The 24,751-nt window shown below is 69.1% G+C and carries 24 protein-coding genes; 11 read left to right on the forward strand and 13 right to left on the reverse strand.

All coding sequences use genetic code 11. The annotated features are described in order from the left end of the window. Window position 1 precedes the first annotated feature (1 nt). Genes EHW97_RS07125 through EHW97_RS07140 form a run of 4 tightly spaced genes read right to left on the reverse strand, consistent with a single transcriptional unit; the run spans window position 2 to window position 3,911 of the window. On the reverse strand, window positions 2–979 hold the full coding sequence (locus tag EHW97_RS07125; protein ID WP_124236471.1) for a sugar ABC transporter substrate-binding protein: 978 nt from the start codon (window positions 977–979) through the stop codon (window positions 2–4). Between the two features lie 11 nt (window positions 980–990). Beyond that, window positions 991–1,824 carry an ATP-binding cassette domain-containing protein gene (locus EHW97_RS07130; RefSeq protein WP_124236472.1) on the reverse strand — a complete coding sequence of 278 codons (834 nt, stop codon included), beginning with the start codon at window positions 1,822–1,824 and terminating at the stop codon, window positions 991–993. A gap of 1 nt (window position 1,825) precedes the next feature. Beyond that, window positions 1,826–2,872 carry an ABC transporter permease gene (locus EHW97_RS07135; protein WP_124236473.1) on the reverse strand — a complete coding sequence of 349 codons (1,047 nt, stop codon included), beginning with the start codon at window positions 2,870–2,872 and terminating at the stop codon, window positions 1,826–1,828. A gap of 25 nt (window positions 2,873–2,897) precedes the next feature. Then, entirely contained in the window at window positions 2,898–3,911 is a 1,014-nt protein-coding gene (locus tag EHW97_RS07140) for a Gfo/Idh/MocA family protein (protein ID WP_124236474.1), read from the reverse strand. Between the two features lie 220 nt (window positions 3,912–4,131). Between EHW97_RS07140 and EHW97_RS07145 the strand changes: the two genes are divergently transcribed. Genes EHW97_RS07145 through EHW97_RS07160 form a run of 5 tightly spaced genes read left to right on the forward strand, consistent with a single transcriptional unit; the run spans window position 4,132 to window position 7,940 of the window. Beyond that, entirely contained in the window at window positions 4,132–4,722 is a 591-nt protein-coding gene (locus EHW97_RS07145; protein ID WP_124236505.1) for an ATP-dependent Clp protease proteolytic subunit, read from the forward strand. Continuing rightward, a complete protein-coding gene (locus EHW97_RS07150) occupies window positions 4,719–5,321 on the forward strand; it encodes an ATP-dependent Clp protease proteolytic subunit (RefSeq protein WP_124236475.1) in 603 nt (200 codons plus the stop codon). Before EHW97_RS07145 ends, EHW97_RS07150 begins: the two co-directional genes overlap by 4 nt. Before the next feature lie 22 nt (window positions 5,322–5,343). Further along, window positions 5,344–5,478: a hypothetical protein gene (locus tag EHW97_RS15860; protein WP_279432306.1), complete on the forward strand. Its 135-nt coding sequence runs from the start codon at window positions 5,344–5,346 to the stop codon at window positions 5,476–5,478. Continuing rightward, window positions 5,478–6,749 (forward strand): ATP-dependent Clp protease ATP-binding subunit ClpX, encoded by a 1,272-nt coding sequence (gene clpX / locus EHW97_RS07155; protein ID WP_124236476.1) that lies wholly within the window; start codon window positions 5,478–5,480, stop codon window positions 6,747–6,749. The genes EHW97_RS15860 and clpX overlap by 1 nt, the downstream gene beginning before the upstream one ends. 39 nt (window positions 6,750–6,788) lie before the next feature. Continuing rightward, entirely contained in the window at window positions 6,789–7,940 is a 1,152-nt protein-coding gene (locus tag EHW97_RS07160; RefSeq protein ID WP_124236477.1) for a saccharopine dehydrogenase family protein, read from the forward strand. 110 nt (window positions 7,941–8,050) lie between these two features. Here EHW97_RS07160 and EHW97_RS07165 read toward each other — a convergent pair whose 3' ends face one another. Both EHW97_RS07165 and EHW97_RS07170 read right to left on the reverse strand, forming a co-directional pair. Beyond that, window positions 8,051–8,980: a 1-phosphofructokinase family hexose kinase gene (locus EHW97_RS07165; RefSeq protein WP_124236478.1), complete on the reverse strand. Its 930-nt coding sequence runs from the start codon at window positions 8,978–8,980 to the stop codon at window positions 8,051–8,053. Then, on the reverse strand, window positions 8,977–9,741 hold the full coding sequence (locus tag EHW97_RS07170) for a DeoR/GlpR family DNA-binding transcription regulator (protein ID WP_124236479.1): 765 nt from the start codon (window positions 9,739–9,741) through the stop codon (window positions 8,977–8,979). The genes EHW97_RS07165 and EHW97_RS07170 overlap by 4 nt, the downstream gene beginning before the upstream one ends. A gap of 101 nt (window positions 9,742–9,842) precedes the next feature. On the opposite strand from EHW97_RS07170, the gene ptsP reads away from it, so the two are divergent. Further along, window positions 9,843–11,498 carry a phosphoenolpyruvate--protein phosphotransferase gene (ptsP, locus tag EHW97_RS07175; RefSeq protein ID WP_124236480.1) on the forward strand — a complete coding sequence of 552 codons (1,656 nt, stop codon included), beginning with the start codon at window positions 9,843–9,845 and terminating at the stop codon, window positions 11,496–11,498. A 79-nt stretch (window positions 11,499–11,577) separates the two neighbouring features. Here the strand turns inward: ptsP and valS are convergent, their stop codons facing one another. Further along, on the reverse strand, window positions 11,578–14,148 hold the full coding sequence (gene valS / locus EHW97_RS07180) for a valine--tRNA ligase (RefSeq protein WP_243696335.1): 2,571 nt from the start codon (window positions 14,146–14,148) through the stop codon (window positions 11,578–11,580). 121 nt (window positions 14,149–14,269) lie between these two features. On the opposite strand from valS, the gene EHW97_RS07185 reads away from it, so the two are divergent. The 4 genes from EHW97_RS07185 to EHW97_RS07200 are packed head-to-tail and all read left to right on the forward strand — an operon-like array spanning window position 14,270 to window position 17,496. Beyond that, on the forward strand, window positions 14,270–15,616 hold the full coding sequence (locus tag EHW97_RS07185) for a bifunctional folylpolyglutamate synthase/dihydrofolate synthase (protein ID WP_124236481.1): 1,347 nt from the start codon (window positions 14,270–14,272) through the stop codon (window positions 15,614–15,616). Continuing rightward, the gene (locus tag EHW97_RS07190; protein WP_124236482.1) at window positions 15,613–15,951 is read left to right on the forward strand and encodes a DUF4233 domain-containing protein; all 339 of its coding nucleotides are present in this window, start codon (window positions 15,613–15,615) and stop codon (window positions 15,949–15,951) included. The genes EHW97_RS07185 and EHW97_RS07190 overlap by 4 nt, the downstream gene beginning before the upstream one ends. A 47-nt stretch (window positions 15,952–15,998) precedes the next feature. Continuing rightward, on the forward strand, window positions 15,999–16,646 hold the full coding sequence (locus EHW97_RS07195; protein ID WP_124236483.1) for a metallophosphoesterase family protein: 648 nt from the start codon (window positions 15,999–16,001) through the stop codon (window positions 16,644–16,646). Further along, on the forward strand, window positions 16,636–17,496 hold the full coding sequence (locus EHW97_RS07200) for a ParB N-terminal domain-containing protein (RefSeq protein ID WP_124236484.1): 861 nt from the start codon (window positions 16,636–16,638) through the stop codon (window positions 17,494–17,496). The genes EHW97_RS07195 and EHW97_RS07200 overlap by 11 nt, the downstream gene beginning before the upstream one ends. 12 nt (window positions 17,497–17,508) lie before the next feature. On the opposite strand, the gene EHW97_RS07205 is transcribed toward EHW97_RS07200, so the two are convergent. The 5 genes from EHW97_RS07205 to EHW97_RS07225 form a co-directional block, all read right to left on the reverse strand. Next, window positions 17,509–18,666 (reverse strand): ABC transporter ATP-binding protein, encoded by a 1,158-nt coding sequence (locus tag EHW97_RS07205; RefSeq protein WP_124236485.1) that lies wholly within the window; start codon window positions 18,664–18,666, stop codon window positions 17,509–17,511. Window positions 18,667–18,669: 3 nt separating this feature from the next. Then, a complete protein-coding gene (locus EHW97_RS07210) occupies window positions 18,670–19,512 on the reverse strand; it encodes a carbohydrate ABC transporter permease (RefSeq protein ID WP_124236486.1) in 843 nt (280 codons plus the stop codon). A gap of 1 nt (window position 19,513) precedes the next feature. Next, entirely contained in the window at window positions 19,514–20,449 is a 936-nt protein-coding gene (locus EHW97_RS07215) for a carbohydrate ABC transporter permease (protein ID WP_243696336.1), read from the reverse strand. Further along, window positions 20,446–21,768 carry an extracellular solute-binding protein gene (locus EHW97_RS07220; RefSeq protein ID WP_124236487.1) on the reverse strand — a complete coding sequence of 441 codons (1,323 nt, stop codon included), beginning with the start codon at window positions 21,766–21,768 and terminating at the stop codon, window positions 20,446–20,448. Before EHW97_RS07220 ends, EHW97_RS07215 begins: the two co-directional genes overlap by 4 nt. A gap of 138 nt (window positions 21,769–21,906) precedes the next feature. Next, window positions 21,907–23,595, reverse strand: a complete 1,689-nt coding sequence (locus EHW97_RS07225; RefSeq protein WP_341770284.1) for a glycoside hydrolase family 13 protein — start codon at window positions 23,593–23,595, stop codon at window positions 21,907–21,909. Window positions 23,596–23,632: 37 nt separating this feature from the next. On the opposite strand from EHW97_RS07225, the gene ndk reads away from it, so the two are divergent. Beyond that, window positions 23,633–24,040, forward strand: coding sequence for a nucleoside-diphosphate kinase (gene ndk / locus EHW97_RS07230; protein WP_124236489.1), 408 nt, complete (start codon window positions 23,633–23,635; stop codon window positions 24,038–24,040). Window positions 24,041–24,071: 31 nt separating this feature from the next. Here the strand turns inward: ndk and EHW97_RS07235 are convergent, their stop codons facing one another. Next, entirely contained in the window at window positions 24,072–24,698 is a 627-nt protein-coding gene (locus EHW97_RS07235; protein ID WP_124236490.1) for a hypothetical protein, read from the reverse strand. Window positions 24,699–24,751 lie beyond the last annotated feature (53 nt).

Genomic DNA, 24,751 nt, shown 5'->3' on the forward strand with positions numbered 1-24,751 from the left:
GTCAGCCCTCCTGGTCGGCGAGCTGCTGGGCGTACTCCTCGGCGTTGTCCGCCGTCACCAGCGTGACGCCGGTGTCGATGCGCTTCTCGATCGTCTCGCCGTCGATGACCTTGAGCGCCTCCTCCACCGAGGTGACACCCATGTCGTAGGCGTTCTGAGCGATCGACGCGGTGAGTTCGCCGTTCTGGATCGACTCGACCGCGTCACTCGTGCCGTCGACGCCGACGATCGTCATGTCGGCGGGGTTGAGCCCGGCGGCCTTCACCGCCTCGATCGCACCGAGCGCCATGTCGTCGTTGGCGGCGAAGATGATCGAGATATCGGGGTTCGCCTGCAGCGCGTCGGCCGTCACGGAGCGGCCCTCGGCGCGATCGGAGTTGGCCGACAGCTCGGCCGCGATGTCGATCCCGGCCTCCTCGAGCACCTCCTTGGCGCCGTCGATCCGGTCGTCGGTCGAGGGGTTGCCCGGAACGCCGCGGATCAGCAGCGCCGAGCCTTCGCTCGTCTGCTCGGTGATGAACTCTCCGGCCTGCTCGCCCGCTGAGCGGTTGTCGGTGCCGATGAAGGTCTCGGCGCCGTCCCACCCCTCGATGTTGGTGTCGACGAGCAGCACGGGGATGTCGGCCGACTTGGCCTCCTCGAGGACCGGCTGAAGCTGTTCGGCCTGAGTCGGCGCGACGACGAGGGCGTCGACCTGCTGGGTGATTGCGGCGCGCACCTTGTCGATCTGCTCCTGGACCGCAGTCTCCTGGGTGGCACCGGCGAGCGTCACGTCGGCGCCGGTGTCCTTCCCGGCCTGCTCGGCGCCGCCCTTGACCTGGAGCCAGTACGGGGAGGTGAGGGTCTTGAGGACCACGGCGACGCGGGGACCGTCGCCCTCGGAGCCGCCACCACCGTTGCCTCCGCACGCGGTGAGGAGGAGGGACGCGGCCACGGCGAGCGCGCCGACACGAGCGGCGCGGGATCTGAGCTGTCGCATGATGCCTACTTTCACTTTCCGGTGGGGGGAGTGGAGCCGGGGCCGGTGGCCCCGACGATCATCGAGACGATGTCCTGCAAGGTGTCGGGGGAGGGCGTCGCACTGCCGACGACGCGTCCTTGGCGCATGACGACGGCCTCGTCGCACACCTGCACGACGTGGTCCATGTTGTGCGAGATGAGGATGACCGAGAGGTCGTGCTCCTCGGGGAGCCGGCTGATCGTGTCGAGCACGTTGCGGGTCTCGCGCACGCCGAGCGCCGCGGTGGGCTCGTCGAGGATCAGCACCCGGCTCGCGAACGCCACGGCGCGGGCGACCGCGACGGCCTGGCGCTGGCCGCCGGACATGAGGCCGATCTGGGAGTTGAAGCTCGGCACGTTGACCTGCAGCTTCTCCAGCCGTTCGCGGGCGTCGCGCTCCATCGCCTTGCGATCGAGCCAGCCCAGGGCGCGGAAGCGTCGGGGCTTGGTGAGCTCGTTGCCGAGGTAGAGGTTGCTGACGATGCCGAGGTTGTCGAACAGCGCGAGGTCCTGGTAGACCGCCTCGATGCCGTGCTGGCGGGCCTCGGTCGGTGTCCGGATCGAGACGGGCTCGCCGTCGAGGAGGATCTGACCCTCGTCGAGCGCGTGCACGCCCGTGATCGCCTTGATGAGCGTGGACTTGCCCGCGCCATTGTCGCCGAGCAGGCCGACGACCTGGCGGCGGCGCAGGGTGAGGTCGACCCCGCCGAGGGCAGTGACGGCGCCGAAGCGCTTGACCGCGCCGCGGACCTCCAGCACGGGCGGCTCCTGCCGCCCGTGATCGCGGGCCGGCGTGGTGACGTCGTTCGCTGCGGTCTCGGTCATGTCAGGCCTCCTTCTCTTCGGTCCGGATGATGCGCAGACGCGACTCGAGATACCCGCGGAGCACGTCCATCTCCACGGCGATGACGACGACCGTGCCGAGCGCCACGTACTGCCATGCGGCGGACACGTTGAGCAGGTTCAAGCCGTTCTGGATGACGCCCAGGATGAGGGCGCCGACGATGGCGCCGAGGACCGTGCCCCGGCCGCCGAAGAAGCTCGCTCCGCCGATGATCACCGCGGCGATCGCCGACAGCTCCATGAGGTTGCCGGCGGTGGGATAGGCGGAGTTGGTCTGACCGGACACGACCAGCGCGGCGGTGCCGGCGGCCATGCCGCTGAGCACGTACACCGAGATGAGGACCCGGTCGACAGGGATGCCGACGCGGCGGGCCCCTTCACGGTTGGCGCCGATCGCGTAGATCCACTGGCCCCACGTCACGCGCGTGAGCAGCACGTGGATGAGCACGGCCAGCGCGGCGACGAGGATCACGGCCACGGGGACGTCGCCGATGCGCGACGAGCCGAGTGTGCGGATGGCGTCCGGCATGCCGGTGATCGGCTGGCCGTCGGAGAACAGGAGCGCGAGCCCGCGAGCGACCATGAGCATCGCGAGCGTCGGCAGGAACGGATGCGGGATCTTGCCCTTGACGAAGAGCGTCCCGCTGATCGCCCCGGCGAGACCGCCGGCGAGGATCATCGTCGGGATGACCGCCCATCCCGAGACGATGTCGAGATCGCGGATCCACAGCGCACCGACGACGCTGGTCAGTGCGATGAGCGACCCCTGGGAGAGGTCGATGCCGGCGGTGATGATGACGAGCAGCTGACCGAGCGCCAGGATCGCCACCACGGACGCCTCGAGGCCGACGTTGCCGAGGTTGCGTCCGGTGAGGAACAACGGGCTGACCGAGGCCATGATGAGCACGAGGACGCCGAGCATCACCAGGGGGCCGAGCCGGACCAGCGCCAGCGTCGCCTTGAGGAGCTGGTTGTGGCGCTGCGAGGAGCTCGGCGTCGGCGTCGGTGGGAGAGCGGCGGTCTGTGTCATGGGTCGAAGTCTTCTCACTCGGCGGTCAGGGGGCAACGGGAGCGGTCACCTGGATCGGTCGGCCGCCGGCGCGGCGGCTCTCCTCGCACGCCTCCGCGAGCCGGAGGCTGACCAGGCTGTCACGAGCGGGTGAGGGGTTGTCCGCCTCGCCCGCGATGATGTCGGTGAAGGTCGTCATCTCGGCGAGGTACGCCGTGCGGAAGCGCTCGGGGAACCCGGGGAACGGGTCCGGCGCCACCGTCCGGCCCTCCGCCGAGACGTGGGCGAGCGGGGTGTGCTCGGGGTCGTGGAGGCCCACCGCGATCGAGTCGCCGGTGCCGAGCACCTCGACCCGGTGGTCGTAGCCGATCGGGTTGAACCGGGTCCCGACCAGCTGGGCGAGGGCACCGCCGGCGAAGCGCAGTGTGGCGGTGGCGACGTCGACGTCGTCAGCCCGCGCGAACGACTCGTCGATGAGCACCGAACCCTGGGCGGAGACCTCGACGACCTCGTCGCCGACGAGCCAGGGGACGGCGTCGAGGTCGTGGATCAGCATGTCGCGGAAGATCCCGCCGGAAGTGGCGATGTAGGCCGGGTCCGGCGGCGTCGCGTCGCACCCGGTGGCACGCACGACGAGGACCGAACCGACGGCCCCGTCGTCGAGCAGCGACTTCAGCCGGCGGATGGCCGGGTCGAAGCGGCGCTGGAACCCCACGACGACCGGAGCCGAGGCGTCCTCGATGTCGTCCACGAGACGCTGCATGGTCTCCATGTCGGCGGCGATCGGCTTCTCGCACAGGGTGGGGACGTCGGCGGCCAGCGCGGCGCGGACGAGCGCGGGGTGAGCGCCGGTCGAGGCGGCGATGACCACGCCGTCGACCGCGTCGAACACCTCGTCGAGGTTCGAGGCCGCACGCGCCTTCGGCAACTCGGCGGCGAGAGCATCGGCCGGCTGCGGCCGCTCGTCGAACACCACCAGTTCGTCGACGCGGGGAAGGCCGACGAGGTGGCGAGCGTGCATGACCCCGATGCGCCCCGTGCCGATGAGGCCGATCTTCATGAGTCCTCCTGCTCCTGCAGAACGGCGCACTGCCGTGTGATCTGCATCATGTTCAGGCCCGAGGCCATATGTCAAGACATACCTACAAATTCCCGGTCGCGCGAAGCGGCCGACCTGCCACCTTCTCGCACCGACGGTTGTTTTGCCGTCAGCGAACAGCCCGGCGGCGCGCGTGTCTTCGCCCTCGCGGCCGTCTAGTGTCGGTCACGTGAACACTCCGATGACTCCCCAGCTGTCCGCTGAGGTCGGCCCTTCGGATCTCGACGGGCACATCTACAACCGCCTGCTGAAGGAACGCATCGTGTTCCTCGGCTCGGAGGTCCGCGATCAGAACGCCAACGCGATCTGCGCGCAGATGCTGCTGCTCAACGCCGAGGACCCCGAGGCCGACATCTACTTCTACATCAACAGCCCCGGTGGTTCGGTGGACGCCGGCATGGCGATGTACGACACCATGCAGTACATCTCCAACGATGTCGCCACGGTCGGCATGGGCCTGGCCGCCTCGATGGGCCAGTTCCTGCTCGCCGCAGGCACCAAGGGCAAGCGTTTCGCCCTGCCGCACACGCGCATCATGATGCACCAGCCGTCCGGCGGTATCGGCGGCTCGGCATCGGACATCCGCATCCAGGCCGAGCAGTCCATCCTGCTCAAGAAGCAGCTCAACGAGCTGCAGGCCCAGCACTCGGGTCAGAGCATCGAGCAGATCGAGCTCGACTCCGACCGCGACCGCTGGTTCACGCCCGAGCAGGCCAAGGAGTACGGCCTGATCGACCACGTCGTCTCGACCGCAGGAGATGTCCGCCGATGAGCTACTACATCCCGCAGTGGGAAGAGCGCACCTCGTACGGCTTCCGGCGCATCGACCCCTACGCGAAGCTGTTCGAGGAGCGCATCGTCTTCCTCGGCACGCCGATCAGCGACGACGTCGCCAACGCCGTCACGGCGCAGCTGCTGTGCCTGCAGTCGATGGACCCCGACCGCGACATCAGCATCTACATCAACAGCCCGGGCGGCTCGTTCACCGCGCTCACGGCCATCTACGACACGATGCGCTACATCAAGCCCGACGTGCAGACGTTCTGCCTCGGTCAGGCCGCGTCGGCCGCTGCCGTGCTCCTGGCCGCCGGCTCGCCGGGTAAGCGTTTCGCGCTTCCCAACAGCCGCGTGCTCATCCACCAGCCCTACACCGAGGGCACGGGCGGTCAGATCTCCGACCTGGAGATCCAGGCCAACGAGATCCTCCGCATGCGTCAGCTGCTGGAGAACATGATCGCCGAGGCCTCCGGCAAGACTCCTGAGGAAGTCAGCCGGGACGTCGAGCGCGACAAGATCCTGACCGCGGCCGAGGCCAAGGATTACGGGATCATCGACCAGGTGCTCGACACCCTCAAGACCCCCGGTCCCTGACCGGCAGGCCGTAGGACACAGCATGACGCGCCCCGGCGACACCTTCGCGAACCGTCTCCTCACGGTTATCGTGGACCAGTCCACGACGACCCTCGACGACGGACGCGACGGTGTCGCCCGGGGGCGGCTTCGCGGCCGATTTGAAAGGAACGCCTGATGGCACGCATTGGCGAGACCGCCGACCTTCTGAAGTGCTCGTTCTGTGGCAAGAGCCAGAAGCAGGTCAAGAAGCTCATCGCCGGACCCGGCGTGTACATCTGCGACGAGTGCATCGACCTGTGCAACGAGATCATCGAGGAGGAGCTCTCCGAGAACGCGGAGGTCAGCCTCGGTGAGCTGCCCAAGCCGCACGAGATCTTCGAGTTCCTCAACGGGTACGTCATCGGGCAGGACCGCGCCAAGAAGTCGCTCGCCGTCGCGGTCTACAACCACTACAAGCGCGTCCAGGCACAGGCCTCGGGCCGCATCAACAAGGACGAGCAGGTCGAGCTCGCCAAGTCCAACATCCTCATGGTGGGCCCCACGGGCTGCGGCAAGACCTACCTCGCCCAGACCCTCGCCCGCATGCTCAACGTGCCCTTCGCGATCGCCGACGCCACGGCGCTGACCGAGGCCGGCTACGTCGGCGAGGACGTCGAGAACATCCTCCTCAAGCTCATCCAGGCCGCCGACTACGACGTCAAGAAGGCCGAGACGGGCATCGTCTACATCGACGAGATCGACAAGATCTCCCGCAAGAGCGAGAACCCCTCGATCACCCGTGACGTCTCCGGCGAGGGCGTGCAGCAGGCGCTGCTGAAGATCCTCGAGGGCACCACCGCCTCGGTGCCGCCACAGGGCGGGCGCAAGCACCCGCACCAGGAGTTCATCCAGATCGACACCACGAACGTGCTGTTCATCGTCGGTGGCGCCTTCGCCGGCCTCGAGGAGATCATCGAGCAGCGCAGCGGCAAGACGAGCCTGGGCTTCAACTCCGCTCCCACGGAGGCCGTCGAGGTGCCCGCCAAGGACAAGGTCTACTCCTCGGTGCTGCCCGAGGATCTCCTCAAATTCGGACTCATCCCCGAGTTCATCGGCCGACTGCCGGTCATCGCCGCCGTCGACACCCTGGACAAGGCCGCGCTCGTCTCGATCCTCACCGAGCCGCGCAACGCGCTCACCAAGCAGTACGCGCGGCTGTTCGAGATCGACGACGTCGAGCTGGAGTTCACCGACGAGGCGTGCGAGGCGATGGCCGACCTCGCCCTCGAGCGGGGCACCGGCGCGCGTGGCTTGCGCTCGATCATCGAGGCCGTTCTGCAGCCGATCATGTACGACATCCCCGCCCGCGAGGACGTCGCGAAGGTGCTGGTCACCGCCGAGACCGTCCTCGGCGACGCCGAGCCCACCGTCCTCACGCACGACGAGGTCAACAAGAAGGCCAGCTGACGCCCGGCGTCCGCCCCAAGCGGACGCTAGGCTGACCGGATGACGGTCGAGATCACGCTCTTCGGCGCGACGGGATTCACCGGCGAACTCACCGCCCGTTATCTGTCGCAGCATCTGGAACCCGGGACCTCCTGGGCGATCGCGGGGCGCTCCGCGGACAAGCTGCGCGACCTCGCCGAGCGCCTCGTTGCAGCCGGCGGCGTCGCTCCTCAGGTCGTAGTGGCCAACCGCGACGACTCGGTCGCGATGCGCCAGATGGCCGAGAACACTCGCGTCCTGATCTCCACGGTCGGCCCGTATCTCCAGCACGGCGAACCGGCGGTGAAAGCCGCGGCCGAAGCCGGCATCACGTACCTCGATCTCACCGGCGAGCCCGGGTTCGTCGATGCGATGTGGCTGAAGTACCACGAACTCGCGGTCAGCACGGGCGCCCGGCTCGTCCACGCGTGCGGATTCGATTCCATCCCGTACGACCTCGGGACGTTGTACGTCGTCGACCAGCTGCCTGACGACGTGTCGATCACCGTCAAGGGTTACATCCGCGCCAACGCCTCCTTCTCCGGCGGCACCTACCATTCGGCCATCACCCAGTTCTCCCAGCTGGGGCTGGCGCGCAAGGCGGCCGCAGAGCGCCGGCGGCACGAGGGACGCCCCGAGCGGCGGCGCATCCGCGGCGGAGGCAAGCCGGGACGCGCGCCCGAGGAGATCGGGGGCTACGGCGTCCCGTTGCCGACCATCGATCCTCAGATCGTGCTGCGTTCGGCTCGAGGACTGCCCGGCTACGGACCCGACTTCACCTATGAGCACTACGCGCACTTCCGCAGCCTGCGGATGGCGGCCGCCTCGGGCGTCGGCCTCGGTGGTGCGGTCGCGTTGGCCCAGCTCGGTCCGACGCGCTCCCTCCTGCTCAAGGCGCAGGACCCGGGGCATGGGCCGAGCGAGGAACGGCGCGAACGCTCGTGGTTCCGGCTCTCTCTGATCGGTGAGGGCGGTGGCCAGCAGGTGCGCGCCGAGGTCTCGGGCCCGGACCCGGGCTACGACGCGACGGCGATCATGCTGGCGGAGTCCGCCCTGTGCCTCGCCTTCGACGAACTTCCCGAGGTCGCCGGCCAGACCACTACGGCCATCGCGATGGGCCGCCCCCTCATCGACCGCATCCACCGCGCCGGCATCACCTTCCGCACGCGGTGAGGATTACCAGGTTACGTAGGTTTTCCCTCACTTCTCCGGGGAAATTCTCCTGGAGGAGTGACAAGAAATCTACGTAACCTGGTAATCCGCGCATCCGCCCGCCGCGCGCGTCAGGCGACGCGACGGACGAGCGGAAGGTCGGGAAGGTCGGCGGGGGTCGGCATTCGCGATCCGGGGAGTGACGCGGCTGCGCTGCCGTAGGCCACCGCCAGCGCCAGGCAACGGTCGGGTTTCTCGCCGCGCAGCGAGCCGACGAGGAATCCCGCGAGCGAGGAGTCACCGGCGCCCACCGTGCTGCGGGCGGTGATGCGCGGCGCCTGCGCTTCCCAGACGCCCTCGGTGGTGATGAGCAGCGCGCCCCGTGCGCCGAGCGTCAGCAGGATCGCCCCGATGCCACGCTCGAGAAGCGGACGGGCCCGCTCGCCCGCCAGCCTCGGCTCGCCCTCGAACTCGTTCGGCGCGATGCCCATCAGCTCCCCGAGTTCGTCCGAGTTCGGTTTGATCAGCGCGATGCGCTCGGGCGCGCGCTCCACCGCAGCGCTCAGGGCGGCGCCGGACGTATCGAGTGCGACAGGGGCGTTGAGCCGCCCGGCGATCCGGCCGTACCAGTCGTGCGGCACTCCGGGCGGCAGCGAGCCGCACAGCGCGGCCCACGAGGCGGTCACGCTCTGCTCGGCGAGGAGACTCTCGAGCCGGTCCGTCACGGAGGCGCCGAGCGTCGGGCCGGGCGCGTTGATCTTGGTCGTGGTGCCGTCGTCCTCGGCCAACGTGAGGTTGACCCGCAGCGGCGCTCCGAGCGGCACCGCGAGGTGCGGCAGACCCGCGCTGCGCAGGCGCTGCACGAGCGGGTCGTCATCGTCGCCGGGCAGTACCGCGATCGCCTGCTCCCCGGAGTTGCGCACGACTTGAGCCACGTTGATGCCCTTGCCGCCTGCGTCGTCGTGCGAGGACGCGGACCGCACGACGCCGCCGCGCTCGAGCGGAGAGGAGAGCTGGACCGTGCGGTCGATGCTCGGATTGGGGGTCAGGGTGACGATCACGCCAGGATCACCTCGATCCCGGCTTCGCGGACCGGCTCGAGGTCCTCGTCGCTGGCGCTCGAGTCGGTGACCAGGACGTCGACCTCCGGGAGCGTCGCGAACGTGAAGACCGGTTCGCGTCCCAACTTCGAGGCGTCGCTGAGCACGACGACCCGGCGCGCCGACGAGACGAGCGCACGCTTGACGGCGGCCTCCTCCGAATCGTGCGTGCTGAACCCGTGGTGTTTCGAGATGCCGTTCGTGCCGACGAAGGCGATGTCGACCCGCGTATCCCGGTACGCCTCGAGTGCCTGGTGGCCGACGGCCGCGCCCGTGATGCCGCGGACGCGCCCGCCGACGACGTGCAGGTCGATGGCCGGCGAGGCCAGGAGCTTGCCGGCGATGGGAACAGCGTGGGTCAACGCGGTCACGGTCAGGTCCGTGGGCAGGAGGTCGACGAGCTGTTCCACGGTGGTGCCGGCGTCGAAGGCCACGCTGCCACCGCTGGCGGGGACGAGCTCCAACGCGACCTTGGCGATCTGCGCCTTCTGCGCCTGGTGCTCGCTCGTGCGCTGTGCCAGAGCGGTCTCACCCGCGATGGACCGTGCCAGGACCGCACCGCCGTGGACCCGCTGGGCGATGCCGTCGCGTTCGAGCACGGCGAGGTCGCGCCGCACCGTCTCGCCGGAGACGCCGAGTTCGTCGGCGACGGCGACGACGGACACGCGCCCGTCGCGCTGCAGACGATCGATCAGCAGCGCCTGGCGTTCGGCCGCATACATCCTGGCGTTCTCCTGACCGATCGTGAGGACTGGCGTGGTTTTGTGTGGATATTAGCCCAGATCGATGAGGGACTGCGAGTGTTTGCCTGTAAGCTCGTGACATGGCCCACGAAAGCGCACTGCATGGCACTGGTGTCGTCCCGGGGGTTGGAACGGGTCCGGTGGTCCGTCCCATGCCCCGTCCGCAGGTTCCCACCGAGGATCCCCAGGTCGATGCGGCCGATGGGGCCGAGCGGTTCAGCGCGGCGGCCGAGGTCGTCGCTCAGCGGCTGACCGAGCGCGCCGCTCGCGCGAGCGGCGCCGCCAGCGAAGTGCTCACGGCGACCGCCGGGCTGGCGCGCGACCGCGGCCTGGTGTCGCTGGTGCAGAAGCGACTGGGCGAAGGCAACGGACTCTACGCCGCCGTCGGCGGCGCCATCGACGACCTCATCGCCATGTTCACCGCGGCAGGTGGCCTCATGGCCGAACGGGTGACCGATCTGCGCGACGTACACGATCGCATCCTCGCCGAACTCTCCGGGCAGCCGGAGCCGGGCATTCCCGCGCCGTCCGAGCCGTCCGTGCTGTGCGCCGACGACCTCGCGCCGGCCGACACCGCCGGCCTCGACCCGTCGGTCGTGGTCGCCATCGCCACGTCCCTGGGCGGACCCACGAGCCACACCTCGATCATCTCGCGCCAGCTCGGCATCCCGTGCGTCGTCGGTGTCGAGGGGCTCGACGCGATCGAGACCGGCACGGTCGTGTTGGTCGACGGCGCGACGGGTGACGTCGTCATCGAACCCGACGCCGAGGTCATCGAGACGCGCACCGAGTCGGCGCGCCTCGTGGGCGAGGCAGCCGCCTCGTGGACCGGACCCGGCGGCACGTCGGACGGCCACCGCGTCGAGATCCTCGCCAACGTGCAGGACGGTGCGTCCTCGCAGAACGCTGCACAGAAGCCCGTCGAAGGCGTGGGTCTGTTCCGCACCGAGTTGTGTTTCCTCGACCGCGACACCGAGCCCTCCGTTGAGGAGCAGGCCCGGATCTACGCCGAGGTCCTCGAGCCGATGGGGGAGCGCAAGGTCGTCGTGCGCACGCTCGACGCCGGCTCGGACAAGCCCGTCGCGTTCGCGACGATCCCCGACGAGCCCAACCCCGCGCTCGGCGTCCGCGGCATGCGCCTCGGTCTGCGTGACGAAGGGCTGCTGGACCGTCAGCTCGAGGCGATCGCCGCCGCGTCGAAGGATGCCGCGGCGCCCGTGTGGGTCATGGCTCCCATGGTCGCCACGGAGGACGAAGCCTCGTGGTTCGCCGCCCGCGTGCGGTCGCTCGGCCTCGTGCCAGGCGTCATGATCGAGATCCCGAGCGCCGCGCTCCACGCCGAGCGGCTGCTGCGACACGTCGACTTCCTGTCGATCGGCACCAACGACCTCAGCCAGTACACGTTCGCGGCCGACCGCATGACGCCGTCGCTGGCCAAGCTCAACGATCCCTGGCAGCCGGCCCTGCTCGAACTCATCGCGATCGCCGCGCGTGCCGGTCGGGCCGCCGGCAAGCCCGTCGGGGTCTGCGGTGAGGCCGCGGCGGACCCGCTGCTGGCCTGCGTGCTCACCGGTCTGGGCGTCACGTCGTTGTCCTCGGCCGCGACCGCCGCACCGCTGGTCGGCGCCAAGCTGTCGACGGTCACCCTCGCCCAGTGCGAGGCCGCGGCAGAAGCCGCTCTCGCGGCGAGCACTCCCGAGGCCGCGCGCGACGCCGCCCGATCCCTCACCACCTGAGAACCCAGATGTGCGCCCTATCCGTCAACCCAGCACCAGCTGGGTCGACGAATAGGGCGCACATCTGGGGCCTTCGCGCTCAGCTCTCGGCGAGTGTGGCCTCCACGGCGAGTTCCTCAGCGGACTCGTCGGCGGTCGTCGTGATCTCGCCGGTCACGCGGCCGGCGGCCTTCACGTCCGACAGCGCCAGCGCCAGCGTCTCGAGCGCGCTCGACGAACCGGTCACGCTGACAGCGGTGACCTCCGTGCGCTGGCTGACCTTGGCCACCGACTTGGCGCCGCGGATGCCGGCAAGAGCCTGAGCCGCGATGCCGAGCAGGCTCGCGTCCTGCGTCTCGACCGCGAGGTCGGCGTCGACGGTGGGCCAGGCGGCGCGGTGGATCGAGCCCTCCTGCCACCACGACCACACTTCCTCGGTGACGTAGGGCAGGAACGGCGCGAACAGTCGCAGCTGCACCGACAGCGCCAGCACGAACGTCGCCTTGGCGGACTCGCCGGCAGCGTCGTTGCCGCGCGCCCGCTCCTTGACGAGCTCGAGGTAGTCGTCGCAGAAGTCCCAGAAGAACTTCTCGGTGACCTCGAGCGCCGAGGTGTAGTCGAAGGCCTCGAAGTGCCGCGTCGCCTCGGTGACGACCGACTGGAGCCCCGTGAGCAGTGCTCGGTCGAGCGGCTCGGTGACCTTGGCCGGGTCGAGGTACGAGGCGTCGGCGCCGAGACCGAAGGCGTCCTCGGCCGCGAGCACGAACTTGCTCGCGTTGAGGATCTTCATCGCGAGGCGGCGGCCGACCTTCATCTGCGCCTCGTCGAACGGGGAGTCCGCGCCGGGACGAGCACCGGCGGCGCGCCAGCGCACCGCGTCGGCGCCGTACTTGCTGATGATCTCGTCGGGCACCACGACGTTGCCCTTGGACTTGCTCATCTTCTTGCGGTCGGGGTCGACGACGAAGCCCGACAGCGTCGCGTGCTTCCACGGCACGGTGCCGAACTCCTGGTGCGAGCGCACGATGGAGCTGAACAGCCAGGTCCGGATGATGTCGTGACCCTGCGGACGCACGTCCATCGGGAACGTCTTCGCGAACAACTCCGGATCCCGCTCCCACCCGCAGACCAGTTCCGGGGTGAGCGACGAGGTGGCCCACGTGTCGAGCACGTCCGGGTCGGCGATGAAGCCGCCGGGCACACCGCGCTGCGATTCGTCGTATCCGCGCGGCGCCTGCGACGCCGGGTCGACGGGCAGTTCGTCCTCGGACGCGAAGATCGGGTTCTCGTAGTCCGGCTCACCGTCGGCGTCGAGGCGATACCAGACCGGGAACGGAATGCCGAAGAACCGCTGGCGGCTCACGAGCCAGTCGCCGTTCAGCCCCTCGATCCAGTTGGTGAGGCGTGACTGCATGTACGCGGGGACGAAGGTGATCTCGTCGCCGCGCTTGATGAGTTCCTGGGCGAGCTCGGCGTCACGGCCGCCGTTCTTGATGTACCACTGGCGGGTCGAGACGATCTCGAGCGGCTTGTCGCCACGCTCGTAGAAGTTCGCCATGCGCTGCGTGGGCTTGGGCTCACCGTCGAGGTCGCCGCTGTCCTGCAGCGCCTTGACGGTCAGCTCGCGGGCCGAGAAGGTGGTCTTCCCGGCGAGCTCGGCGTACAGCTCCCGGCCGCTGTCGGTGGCGATCCACTCGGGCGTCTCGCGCAGGAACCGGCCGTCGCGGCCGATGACGGTGCGGTTGGGCAGCTGGAACTCGCGCCACCACTGCACGTCGGTCAGATCGCCGAAGGTGCAGCAGTGGACGATGCCCGAGCCCTTCTCCGGGTCGGCGGCCGGGTGAGCGATGACGGGCACCTCGACACCGAAGATGGGCGAGGTGACGGTGCTGCCGAACAGGTGCTGGTAGCGCTCGTCGTCCGGGTGGGCGATCAGCGCGACGGCGGCCGCGGTGAGCTCGGGCCGGGTCGTCTCGATGTACACGGGACCGTCCGCGTGGTGGTACGCCACCCGGTAGAAGTGGCCGGGGTACTCGCGCGCCTCGAGCTCGGCCTGCGCGACGGCCGTCTGGTAGGTCACGTCCCACAGGGTGGGCGCGTCCTGGCTGTAGGCCTCGCCGCGCTGCACGTTGCGCAGGAACGCGCGCTGGCTCACCGTCTGCGCGTCATGGCCGATGGTCGTGTAGGTCTGCGTCCAGTCCACGGACAGGCCGAGCGTGCGCCACAGCTGCTCGAAGACCTGCTCGTCACGCTCGACGAGCTCGTTGCACAGCTCGATGAAGTTGCGCCGGCTGATCGGCACCTGCTTCTTCGGGTCCGGCTTGGCCGGCGGAGTGAAATCGGGGTCGTACGGCAGCGACGGGTCGCAGCGCACGCCGTAGTAGTTCTGCACTCGGCGTTCGGTGGGCAGGCCGTTGTCGTCCCAGCCCATCGGGTAGAAGACTTCCTTGCCCCGCATGCGCTGGAATCGGGCCACCACGTCGGTGTGCGTGTAGCTGAAGACGTGGCCGACGTGCAGGGAGCCCGAGACCGTGGGCGGCGGCGTGTCGATCGAGTAGACCTCCTCGCGGGTCTTGCTGCGGTCGAAGCGGTAGGTGCCGCGCTCCTCCCAGCGCTGGGACCAGGTGGCCTCCAGGCCTTCGAGGACAGGCTTTTCGGGAACGGTGCTCACAATCGCCCAGTCTACGGAAGCCGCGCCGCCACGGGGGTGCCCTCCCTTACCTCCTGCCTCCAGAGGGGGCGGACCTGCGGAACGTCGGACGTTATGAGGGCGACCGATACGCTGAGAGGTGATGACTCCCACCCTGCGCGAGGTCGAACAGGCCTTGCTCGCCCGCTGGCCCGAGACCAAGCTCGAGCCCTCGCTCGACCGCATCCGCGCGGTGTGCGAGCTGCTCGGCAATCCGCAGGACGCAGCTCCGCTGATCCAGCTCACCGGAACGAACGGCAAGAGCTCCACGAGCCGCATGATCGACGCCCTCATCCGGGCGCTCGGTCTTAGCACCGGCCGATTCACCAGCCCGCATCTGCAGCGCATCAACGAGCGCATCAGCATCGACGGCGAGCCCCTCGGTGACGAGGAGTTCGTGCGGGCGTACGAGGACGTCGCGCCGTTCGCGGCGATGGTCGACGAGCAGCAGGAGCACCCGCTCTCCTTCTTCGAGACCATGGTGGCCATGGCGTATGCGGCGTTCGCCGACGCTCCCGTCGACGCCGCGATCGTCGAGGTCGGGATGGGCGGCAGCTGGGACGCCACGAGCGTGGCGGACGCCAAGGTCGGCGTCATCACCCCCATCGCGCTCGACCACACCCGCTACCTCGGGTCCTCGCCGGCGGAGATCGCCGTCGAGAAGGCGGGCATCCTCAAGCCGGGCGGGCAAGGCGTGTTCGCCGCGCAGGAGCCCGAGGTGCTCGACGTCCTCATGCGCCGCGCCCTGGAGGTGGGCGCTCCGGTCGTGCGCGAAGGCGTCGACTTCGGGGTGGAGTCGCGCGTGCCGGCGGTGGGCGGTCAGCAATTCACGATCCAGGGGCTCGGCGCACGCTACGAGGACATCCTGTTGCCGCTGCACGGCGCCCATCAGGCCCGCAACGCCGCGCTCGCGCTCGCCGCGGTCGAGACGTTCACCGGCGTGAAGGAACTCGACGCCGACCTCGTCCGCGAGGCGTTCGGCACCGTCCGGTCTCCCGGGCGACTCGAGGTCGCACGCCGCGGTCCCACCGTGCTTCTCGACGCCGCGCACAATCCGCACGGCGTCGCCACGATGCTCGAGGCGGTCACCTCGGAGTTCACGTTCAGCCCGCTCGTCGGTGTGCTCGGCGTGATGGAGGACAAGGACGTCGAGGAGATGCTGCGCGAGCTCGAACCGGTGCTGGCGCTGGTCGTCTGCACGCAGAACACCTCCGACCGCTCGATGCCCGCCGCCGAACTGGCGCAGCTGGCCGCCGACGTCTTCGGCGAGGAACGGGTGTCGTTGGCTCCGCGCCTCGACGAGGCGCTCGAGGAGGCCATCGCCCGCGCCGAGTCGGCCGAGGGGTTCGAGGACGCTGTCGGCAGTGGCGGCGTGCTCGTGACCGGTTCGGTCGTGACCGTGGGTGAGGCGCGGACGCTGCTCGGTGTCGAAGGAGAGGACCCGCGATGAAGCACATGGCCATGGCGGTGCTCTGCTTCGAGGCCGTCATCCTCGGGCTCGCCTCGCCGGTCCTCATCATGGTCGAGGACGTTCCCGTCGCCCTCGGCCTCAGTGCCGGGCTCGGGCTCGCGCTGTTGTGCCTCGTCGCATGCGGACTCCTGCGCAGCGCGGTGGGAGAGTGGCTCGGCCACCTCGTGCAGGTGGGAGCCATCGGTCTCGGGTTCGTCGCCCCGATCATGTTCTTCGTCGGCGGCATGTTCGCCGCGTTGTGGGCCGGGGCGATCCTGCTCGGCCGCAAGATCGAGCGCGACCGCGCGAGGTGGGCGGCAGCCGAGGGCGATTAGCCCGGCGATCGCTGAGCCCTCCGCCCCGACGCGAGTAGGCTCGGATCATGGTCCGCGTGCTGGCCGTCGCCGATGAGGAGATCCCGACCGCGGAGTCCCGCGCGCGTGGACTCGACGTCGACGTGCTCCTCGCCGCCGGAGACCTCCCCTGGGACTATCTGGAGAATCTCGGGCGTCTCCTGGAGGTGCCGGCGGTCTTCGTTCCCGGCAACCACGACCCGGTGACCGGTGGTGACGTCGCGCCGGGCGGTTTCATCAGCGCGGACGGTCACGTGGTCGAAGCCGCCGGGCTCCGGATCGCCGGACTCGGCGGATGCGTGCGGTACAACAACGGGCCGCACCAGTACACGCAGGAGGAATACCGCCTGCGTGTTCGTCGACTCGTCGCCGAAGGACGCGGTGCGGTCGACGTCCTGCTCACGCACACCCCCGCGTCCGGGCTCGGTGACGATGCCGATCCCGCCCACCGCGGGATCGACGCTTTGCACGACGCCATCGCGACGCTGACGCCGAGCTGGCATCTGCACGGGCACATCCACCCCTACGGCCTGCAGAAGCCGACGCACCAGGTCGGCACGACGACCGTTCTCAATGTGATCCCCTGGACCGTGATCGAGGTGGAGCCCCATCGGGGCGATCCCGCTCCCACCCGATCCGGGCCGACAGCAGAAGAGGAGGCCCACCATGGTGAGTGACTCCGGATCGCCCCGCGTGGACGCCGAGAGCGACTTCATGCGCGCGCGGCGGCACCAGGTCCTGTCCTCGCTCGCCGCCCGTGTGCGCGGCGGCGCCGAGGACGTGGTGCAGTCCATGTCCTTCGACGAGGTCGTCCATGCACTGGGGCGCCGTGCCGAGCACTACGTCGGCACGAAGGTCATCCCGCTCGACGCCATCGTCGGCTCGGTCGACAAGACGCGCGACTTCGACCGCCGGTTCCGGCCCACGTCGGCGCGTAGCCGCCAACGCTGGGAGCGGCTGGCCCGCGCCAGCCGCACCGGTGAGGAGATCCCACCCATCGACGTCTACCAGGTGGGGGACTACTACTTCGTGCGCGACGGGCACCACCGGGTCTCCGTCGCACGCAGCCTCGGGCTCAAGGACATCGAGGCCCAGGTGACGGCCGTCGAGACGTTGCTGCGTCCGGTCGGCATCAACAGCCGCCGAGACCTCGAACGCAAGCACTGGCGCCGCATCCTGCTCGAGCGCGTTCCCTTCACAGGGGAGGCGCGCGCCGCGGTGGCGGTCGACGAGCCGACGGACTACGGCGTCATCGCCGAGACCGTGGAGGCGTGGGCCACCCGCACGATGCACGCCGAGGGCACGTACATGGACCAGAAGACGATGGCCGAGCGCTGGTACGCCGAGGAGTTCGTCCCCGTCCTCGAGATGATCGAGGAGGCCGGCGTCCGGGGCCCTGACGAGCGTCCCGCCGAGGCTTACCTGCGAGTCGCGTGCGAGCGTTACCGCCTCATCCGCGAGCACGAGTGGAACACGGAAGTCCTCGAAGCCGTCCGCGCCGCGCGGGGGCGCAGCCGTCGGTCCTGAGCCGCCCTCCGATCAGAGGCCCACGGTGAGGTTCTCGCCGCTCGCCGGGTCGAAGAGGTGGATCTTGTCGGTGTCGATGACCAGGCGGGCCTCGTCGTCCTCGCTGATCTGGCTGGCCGAGTCCAGCGAGACCACGAGCTGCGTGCGCAGGGAGTCGCTGTCGGCCTCGCGGGCCAGCTGGCGCAGCTGATCCTGCACGCGCGGCTCGGCGTCGTACGGGACGTAGGCGTACTGCTGGTCGCCCAGCCATTCGCGCACGTCGATGTGCGCGGTGAAGGTGCGTGACTCGTCGACGTCCGCCTGCACCGCGGCGTCCTCGAAGTACTCCGGGCGGATGCCGGCCATCAGCAGGCCCTTGCCCGCGGTGCGATCGGCCTTGTCCGCCGGCAACGGGAAGGTGCCGAAGGGCAGGGTGATCTCGCCGCCCTCGACGGTGGCGGGGAGGAAGTTCATCGGCGGCGAGCCGATGAAGCCCGCGACGAAGAGGTTGGCCGGCTGTTCGTAGAGCTCTCGCGGGGACGCCAACTGCTGCAGCTCACCGCGCTTCATCACGGCCACGCGGTCGCCGAGCGTCATCGCTTCGGTCTGGTCGTGGGTGACGTAGACCGTCGTGATGCCGAGGCGCTTCTGCAGGCGCGAGATCTCCGTGCGCATCTGGCCACGCAGCTTGGCGTCGAGATTGGACAGCGGCTCGTCGAACAGGAACGCCTTGGCGTCGCGGACGATCGCCCGCCCCATCGCGACGCGCTGACGCTGACCGCCCGAGAGCTGTCCGGGCTTGCGCTCGAGATGCTCGTCGAGGTCGAGCGTGCGGCTGGCCTCGCGCACCTTCTCGTCGATCTCCTTGTTACTGCGTTTGGCCAGTCGCAAGGGGAACGCGATGTTCTCGTACACCGTCAGGTGCGGGTACAGCGCGTAGTTCTGGAAGACCATCGAGAGGTTGCGGTCGCGCGGGGCGAGGTCGTTGACTCGCTCTCCGTCGATCAGCATGTCTCCGGAGGTGATGTCCTCCAGACCCACGATCATGCGCAGCAGGGTGGACTTGCCGCAGCCGGACGGGCCGACGAGGATCATGAACTCGCCGTCGGCGACATCGATGCTGACGTCGTTGACCGCGGGGAACCCGTCGCCGTACTTCTTGACGATGTTCTTCATTTCGATGGTGGCCATGGCTCAACCCTTCACTGCGCCGGCGGTCAGGCCGGCGACGATCTTGCGCTGGAAAACGAGGACGAGGACGACGATCGGCACCGTGGCGACGACCGCGCCGGCGGCGAGCAGGGACGCCGGCCGGTTGAACGGATCGGCTCCGACGAAGAAGGACAGCGCCGCGGGGATCGGGCGGGCGCTCTCGGTCGAGGTCAGGGAGATCCCGAACACGAAGTCGTTCCACGCGAAGAAGAACGTGAGGATCGCGGCGGTGAAGACCCCGGGCGCGGCGAGCGGCACGATGACGCGGCGGAACGCCTGCCAGGCGGTCGCGCCGTCGACCTGCGCCGCCTGCTCCATCTCCCAGGGGATCTCACGGAAGAACGCCGACAACGTCCAGATCGCGAGCGGGAGCGTGAACGACATGTACGGGATGATGAGGCCGAGCCACGTGTCGTAGATGCCGAGCGTGCGCCACATGTCGAAGAGCGGGCCGACGAGCGAGACCACGGGGAACATCGCGATCACCAGCGCGGTCGTGAGCACGAACTTCTTGCCCTTGAACTCGAGCCGGGCCACCGCGTAGGCCGTGAAGGTCGCGAAGGTGACCGACAGGATCGTCGCGATGAGCGAGATGCCGATCGAGTTGAGGATCGCCCGGGCGAACTGGTCGTCCTGGAGGACGTCGATGTAGTTCTGCCATCCGGCGCCACCGCCCTCGCTGGGGAAGAAGCCGGGGCTGCCGTTCGTCACGGCTTCTTGGGACTTGAAGGACATCGACACGATCCACGCCACGGGCAGCAGGCACCACCCGAGGATCAGTGCGAAACCCGCCACCATCCCGGCGCGGTTCAACCAGGCCTTCATCTCACCCCTCCTGCCGGGCGGCCGCGAGGTCGACCCTGAATAGCTTGACGATGAGGTACGCCACGAGCAGGACCGACAGGAACAGCAGGACCGACAGCGCCGATCCGATCCCCAGCTGGAACTGCTCGATGACCTGGCGGTACGTCAGGAACGAGATCGACTCGGTTCCGTTGGCGCCGGCGGTCATGACGAAGATGTTGTCGAAGATGCGGTAGGCGTCGAGGGCGCGGAAGAGCACCGCCACCATGATCGCCGAGCGCATGTTGGGCAGGATGACCTTCCACAGGCGCTGCCACCACGAGGCGCCGTCGACCTTGGCCGCTTCGATCATGTCCTCGGACACCTGCGCGAGGCCGGCGAGCAGTAGCAGCGACATGAACGGCGTCGTCTTCCAGATCTCCGACGCCATGATCGCGATCATCGACGAGGGATACTCCGCGAACCAGTTGAAGTCGTCGCCGATGAACGGCAGCCAGCTGTTGATGAAGCCGTTGGAGTTGGAGAAGGCGAACTGCCACGCGAAGCCCGAGACGACGGTGATGATGCCGTACGGAATGAGGATCGAGGTGCGAACGACTCCGCGCGCGAAGATCACCCGGTGCATGACCATCGCGAAGGCGAAGCCGATGACCAACTCGAACACCACCGTGACCACCATGATCATCACGGTGTTCGCGGTGTCGCGCCAGAACAGCGAGTCGGTCAGCGCGGTCACGTAATTGGAGAGGCCGACGAACTCGCGATCGTCCGGTGCCGTCAGCGAGTAGTTGAACAACGAGAGGTACAGCGCCCGCAGCATCGGGAAGGCCGTGACGAGCAGCATCAGCACGATGGCCGGGGCCACCAGCTTGCGGGCGAGGCTGTTCTCAGCGCGCGTGCGGTCGGACGCGGTTGCGGTCCTGGTCCGGTCGGCGTCAGGGGCGATCGTGGTGCTCACAGCAGTGCCTCTCCACGTAGGACGGCCTTGAGGAACTCGGCCGAGCGCTGGGGTGTCGTGCTCGGATCGACGGCCGTGGGGGAGTGCCAGCGCGCCTGGATGGCGTTCGAGATCTGGCTGTAGAACGCGCTCTTCGGGCGGGGGCCGCCCGTGTCGATGCTCTCGCTGAAGAGTTCGAGGAGGTCGGCGGGATACGCCTCGGCGAGCTCAGGCGAGTCGTAGACGGACTGGCGCGACGGCATGAGGCCCTCGTTGACCGCGAGAGCGGTCTGGGCGTCGGCGCTGGAGATGCACAGTGCCGCTTCCTGGGCGAAGTCCGGGTGGTTCGTGAACGCGCCGACGCCGATGTTGATGCCGCCGATGGGGGGCCGGGACTCCTCGCCCTCGACGGTCTGCGGGTAGCGAGCCCAGCCCAGGTCCTCGAACTCCTGCTCGTCGGCGGGACCGCCGGACTTGCCGATGAGACCCTCGTAGTTCTTGTAGACGAAGGTCCAGTTCGTCATGAACTCGCCGGCCCCCTCCTCGGGGTACATGGCCCCGAGGCTGGTGCCTTCGTTGGAGGTGGTGAAGTCCGGCTGCGCAGCGGGGGAATCGGCCAGCTTCTCAATGACCGCCGCGGCTCGCTCACCCGCTTCGGAGTCGATGGTCACCTTCGCGTCGCGGCCGTCCTCGACGGTATCGGGGTCGAGGATGTCGCCCCCGGCACCCTGGATGAGGGCGTTGATCCACACGACGTACGCCTCGTACTTGTTGGCCTGAACGCCGACGGTGCCGTCGTTCTCGGCGGCGGCGTCGATGACCTGGTCCCACGTGACCGGCCGGCTCATGTCGAGACCGGCGGCTTCGGCGAGGGACTTGCGGTACCAGAGCACTTGGGTGTTGGCCCACTGCGGCGCGGCGACGACCTCGTCGTCCCACACGACCGTCTCGGCGGCGCCGCGGAGGACGTCGTCGTCGAGCACCTGGTCGGCGAGGTCACCCTCGAAGTGCGTCAGCCAGCCGGCGTTCGCGAACTCGGGCACGAAGACCGGGTCCAGGCTCATCAGGTCCGTCGAGCTGTCGCTGGCGGCCAACCGGCGGGCGAGCTGCGTGCGCTGATCGGTGGCGCTCGCGGGGAGCAGCTGGATCGCGATGTCGTAGTCGTCGGTGCTGCAGTCCTCGGCCAGTTGGTTGAGCGTCTCCTGGCCGTCGGGGTTGATGTACCAGTTGAGCGTCGGCTTCCCCTCGTCGCCGGCGCACCCGGCCAGCACGGAGAGTCCGACCACGGCTGCGGTGGTGGCCCCGACCGCCCTCCGCCGCGTCGTGCTCCGACGCCTCATCTCTCGCGTCCCATCGAAGCGCCCCCTTCAGTGGTTCCAACGATCTCGGCCGGGAGGTGACCGAGGTCACGGCGGTACCTCAACGTAAAGGAGAAGTCGACACCTCGCAATGGGAAGGGCGAGGGACGACTCCGGTCCTCAGACCCCGGGGACGTGAACCTGCGAGGCGGAGAGCTCGCCGTCCAGCCACACGGTGGTGTCCGCGGGAAGTTCGCGATCCGAGGCGCCGCTCGTCACCAGGACCGTCGCGCCGGCGGGGAGCACCAACGGCGTCCTTGCGATGTTGGCGAGCACGGTCGTCGTCCGGCCCGCTGAGGCGACGACGAACGCCACCACGTCGGGTCCGAACCCATCCAGCCAGCGCAGCTCGCCGCGGCCGAGACCGCGGTCGCGGCGCAGGGTGAGCAGCGAGCGGTACATCTCGAGCGTGGAGCCGGGAACGCCCCGCTGGCGGTCCACCGCCAGCGGCCCGTACACCTCCGGCTGCGGCAGCCACGTCGCCCCTGTCTCGTTGAAGCCGAAGGCGGGCCGATCAGCCTCCCACGGGACGGGGACGCGGCAGCCGTCGCGACCGACGTCACCCTCGTCGGATCGCCAGAACGTCGGGTCCTGTCGGGCTTCCGGAGGCAGCATCGTGGCTTCGGGGAGCCCGAGTTCCTCGCCCTGATAGAGGTAGGCGGCGCCCGGGAGCGCCAGCATGAGGGCGGTGGCGGCGCGAGCGCGTCGCAGCCCGAGTTCGGCGTCCGGCTGAGGATCGTCCGGTCCGATGCCGCCGACGAGCGACGTCGTGCTCTGCGGGACGGCGAGCCGGGTGGCGTGGCGTACGACGTCGTGGTTGGACAGCACCCAGGTCTGCACCGCGCCGACGCTGCGGACGGCTTCGAGCGAGCGGGTGATCGACGCGCGCTGGTCGGTCGCGCGCCAGGGGGTCATGAGGTAGCCGAAGTTGAAGGAATGGTGGCACTCGTCCGGGCGGACGTAGCGTGCCAGCGCCTCGTCGGGCCGCACCCATGCCTCCGCGCATAGGATCCGGTCGCCGTCGTAACTGTCGACGAGCCGGCGCCACGACCGGAAGATGTCGTGCACCCCCGGCTGGTCCCACATGGGTTGGGACGCGGTCGGATCGACGGCCAGGTCGTACTTTTCAGGCGCGTCGGGGTAGCCCTCGGTCTTGACCATGCCGTGGGCGACATCGATGCGGAAGCCGTCGACGCCCCGATCCAGCCAGAAGCGCAGGATGTCCTCGAACTCGGCCCGGATCTCGGGGTGGGACCAGTCGAAGTCCGGCTGGCTCTCATCGAACAGGTGCAAGTACCACTGGCCGGGTGCGCCGTCCGCTTCCTTGATGCGGGTCCAGGCCGACCCGCCGAACTTGCTCCGCCAGTTGTTGGGTGGTTGATCGCCGTCGGGGCCGCGGCCGTCGCGGAAGATGTAGCGAGCCCGCTCGGGGCTTCCCGGCGGTGCGGCGAGGGCCTGCTGGAACCACGCATGGTCGCTCGAGGAGTGGTTGGGCACGAGATCGACGATCAGCCGCAGGCCCAGGTGGTGAGCGCGCTCGATCAGAACGTCGAAATCGGCCAGCGTGCCGAAGCGCGGGTCCACGTCGCGGTAGTCGGCGACGTCGTAGCCGGCGTCGCGCTGCGGTGAGCGGTAGAACGGGGAGATCCACAGTGCGTCGACGCCCAACTCGACCAGATGGGGGAGCCGCGAGGTGATGCCGGGCAGGTCGCCCAGGCCGTCGCCGTCCGCGTCGGCCCAGGAGCGCGGGTAGACCTGGTAGATGACGGCGTCGCGCCACCAGGGACTCGTGGCAGAGGACATGGGCATTGGTTCTCCTCTCGAGACGGGCCGATAGATTCGGACCATGACACAGCGCACGCTCGTCCTCATCAAACCCGACGCCGTCCGTCGCGGCTTGGTGGGTGAAGTCCTCTCCCGCTACGAGGCCAAGGGGCTGTCGCTCGTGGCGATGGAGTTGCGCTCGATCGACGAGCAGATGGCCGATGCGCACTACGCCGAGCACGTCGAGCAGCCGTGGTACCCGCCGTTGCGCGAGTTCGCGGTTTCCGGACCGCTCGTGGCCCTTGTGCTCGAAGGTGACGAGGCCATCGCGGTCGTCCGCGCCCTGAACGGCGCGACCGACGGACGGGCCGCCGCGCCCGGCACGATCCGCGGCGATCTCTCGTTGTCCAACCGGGAGAACCTCGTGCACGCCTCGGACTCCGAGGAGTCCGCCGCGCGTGAGATGGCGCTCTGGTTCCCCGAGCTCTGACCGCCGGCGCACTGCCGCGCCGCTGGGCGAACTAGGCGTACGTCGGCGGCACGAGGTGGTGCACGACCTGGTGGAACTGCCCGCGCACCTCGTCGGGCAGCCAGATGACGTCGTGGGAGTTCGACGCCAAGTCCAGGTCCTCTTGCAAGGTCACCACGTCGACGACCTGACGCGGGTAGTCCCGGCGTCGCTCCTCCAACGCGACCAGCGAGATCCGGATCGTCACCCCGAACGGGTTGGGGTTGACCGCTCCGATGCCCCAGAACTCCTGCGGGTCCGCGGTCGCGCGCTGTTCGAGGTCGATCATCACGGTCGTGGTCTCTTCCTCGAGCGCCGGAAGGTCGACTTCCTCGGCCGCCACGAGCTCGACCTCGACGGATCGCACCTGATCCGCGCCCTGCCCGTCGAACCGAAGCACCTCGCGCAACGACCCGCGAGCCGGGAGCACGGCCTGGCCCACATGCGTCCCATGCACGCCGCGGGTCGTGACGTGCGGGAGTTCGATGCCGTACATGTTGTGCGGGCGGAACCGCAGCGTCGGCATCACCGACACGTCCGTGTTGTTGGTGATCGTCAGGGTCTGGTCGAGCGACCCGTCGGTCGCGACGGGCACGTACCTGAGCGTGAAGGGCTGGGGCTTGCGCTGACGTCGTTTCACGCAGCGAGCCTAGTGGGCCTCCGAGCCTGCCCACGGGGTTTCACTGAGCGTGG

The organism is Aeromicrobium camelliae, from assembly GCF_003850045.1.
GTDB lineage: Bacteria > Actinomycetota > Actinomycetes > Propionibacteriales > Nocardioidaceae > Aeromicrobium > Aeromicrobium camelliae.

Bases quoted from the DNA above. Each gene is read 5' to 3' on its own strand.
- EHW97_RS07125 (WP_124236471.1), bottom strand. From the start codon at position 979: ATGCGACAGCTCAGATCCCGCGCCGCTCGTGTCGGCGCGCTCGCCGTG.
- EHW97_RS07130 (WP_124236472.1), bottom strand. From the start codon at position 1,824: ATGACCGAGACCGCAGCGAACGACGTCACCACGCCGGCCCGCGATCAC.
- EHW97_RS07135 (WP_124236473.1), bottom strand. From the start codon at position 2,872: ATGACACAGACCGCCGCTCTCCCACCGACGCCGACGCCGAGCTCCTCG.
- EHW97_RS07140 (WP_124236474.1), bottom strand. From the start codon at position 3,911: ATGAAGATCGGCCTCATCGGCACGGGGCGCATCGGGGTCATGCACGCT.
- EHW97_RS07145 (WP_124236505.1), top strand. From the start codon at position 4,132: ATGACTCCCCAGCTGTCCGCTGAGGTCGGCCCTTCGGATCTCGACGGG.
- EHW97_RS07150 (WP_124236475.1), top strand. From the start codon at position 4,719: ATGAGCTACTACATCCCGCAGTGGGAAGAGCGCACCTCGTACGGCTTC.
- EHW97_RS15860 (WP_279432306.1), top strand. From the start codon at position 5,344: ATGACGCGCCCCGGCGACACCTTCGCGAACCGTCTCCTCACGGTTATC.
- clpX (WP_124236476.1), top strand. From the start codon at position 5,478: ATGGCACGCATTGGCGAGACCGCCGACCTTCTGAAGTGCTCGTTCTGT.
- EHW97_RS07160 (WP_124236477.1), top strand. From the start codon at position 6,789: ATGACGGTCGAGATCACGCTCTTCGGCGCGACGGGATTCACCGGCGAA.
- EHW97_RS07170 (WP_124236479.1), bottom strand. From the start codon at position 9,741: ATGTATGCGGCCGAACGCCAGGCGCTGCTGATCGATCGTCTGCAGCGC.
- ptsP (WP_124236480.1), top strand. From the start codon at position 9,843: ATGGCCCACGAAAGCGCACTGCATGGCACTGGTGTCGTCCCGGGGGTT.
- EHW97_RS07185 (WP_124236481.1), top strand. From the start codon at position 14,270: ATGACTCCCACCCTGCGCGAGGTCGAACAGGCCTTGCTCGCCCGCTGG.
- EHW97_RS07190 (WP_124236482.1), top strand. From the start codon at position 15,613: ATGAAGCACATGGCCATGGCGGTGCTCTGCTTCGAGGCCGTCATCCTC.
- EHW97_RS07195 (WP_124236483.1), top strand. From the start codon at position 15,999: ATGGTCCGCGTGCTGGCCGTCGCCGATGAGGAGATCCCGACCGCGGAG.
- EHW97_RS07200 (WP_124236484.1), top strand. From the start codon at position 16,636: ATGGTGAGTGACTCCGGATCGCCCCGCGTGGACGCCGAGAGCGACTTC.
- EHW97_RS07205 (WP_124236485.1), bottom strand. From the start codon at position 18,666: ATGGCCACCATCGAAATGAAGAACATCGTCAAGAAGTACGGCGACGGG.
- EHW97_RS07210 (WP_124236486.1), bottom strand. From the start codon at position 19,512: ATGAAGGCCTGGTTGAACCGCGCCGGGATGGTGGCGGGTTTCGCACTG.
- EHW97_RS07220 (WP_124236487.1), bottom strand. From the start codon at position 21,768: ATGAGGCGTCGGAGCACGACGCGGCGGAGGGCGGTCGGGGCCACCACC.
- EHW97_RS07225 (WP_341770284.1), bottom strand. From the start codon at position 23,595: ATGCCCATGTCCTCTGCCACGAGTCCCTGGTGGCGCGACGCCGTCATC.
- ndk (WP_124236489.1), top strand. From the start codon at position 23,633: ATGACACAGCGCACGCTCGTCCTCATCAAACCCGACGCCGTCCGTCGC.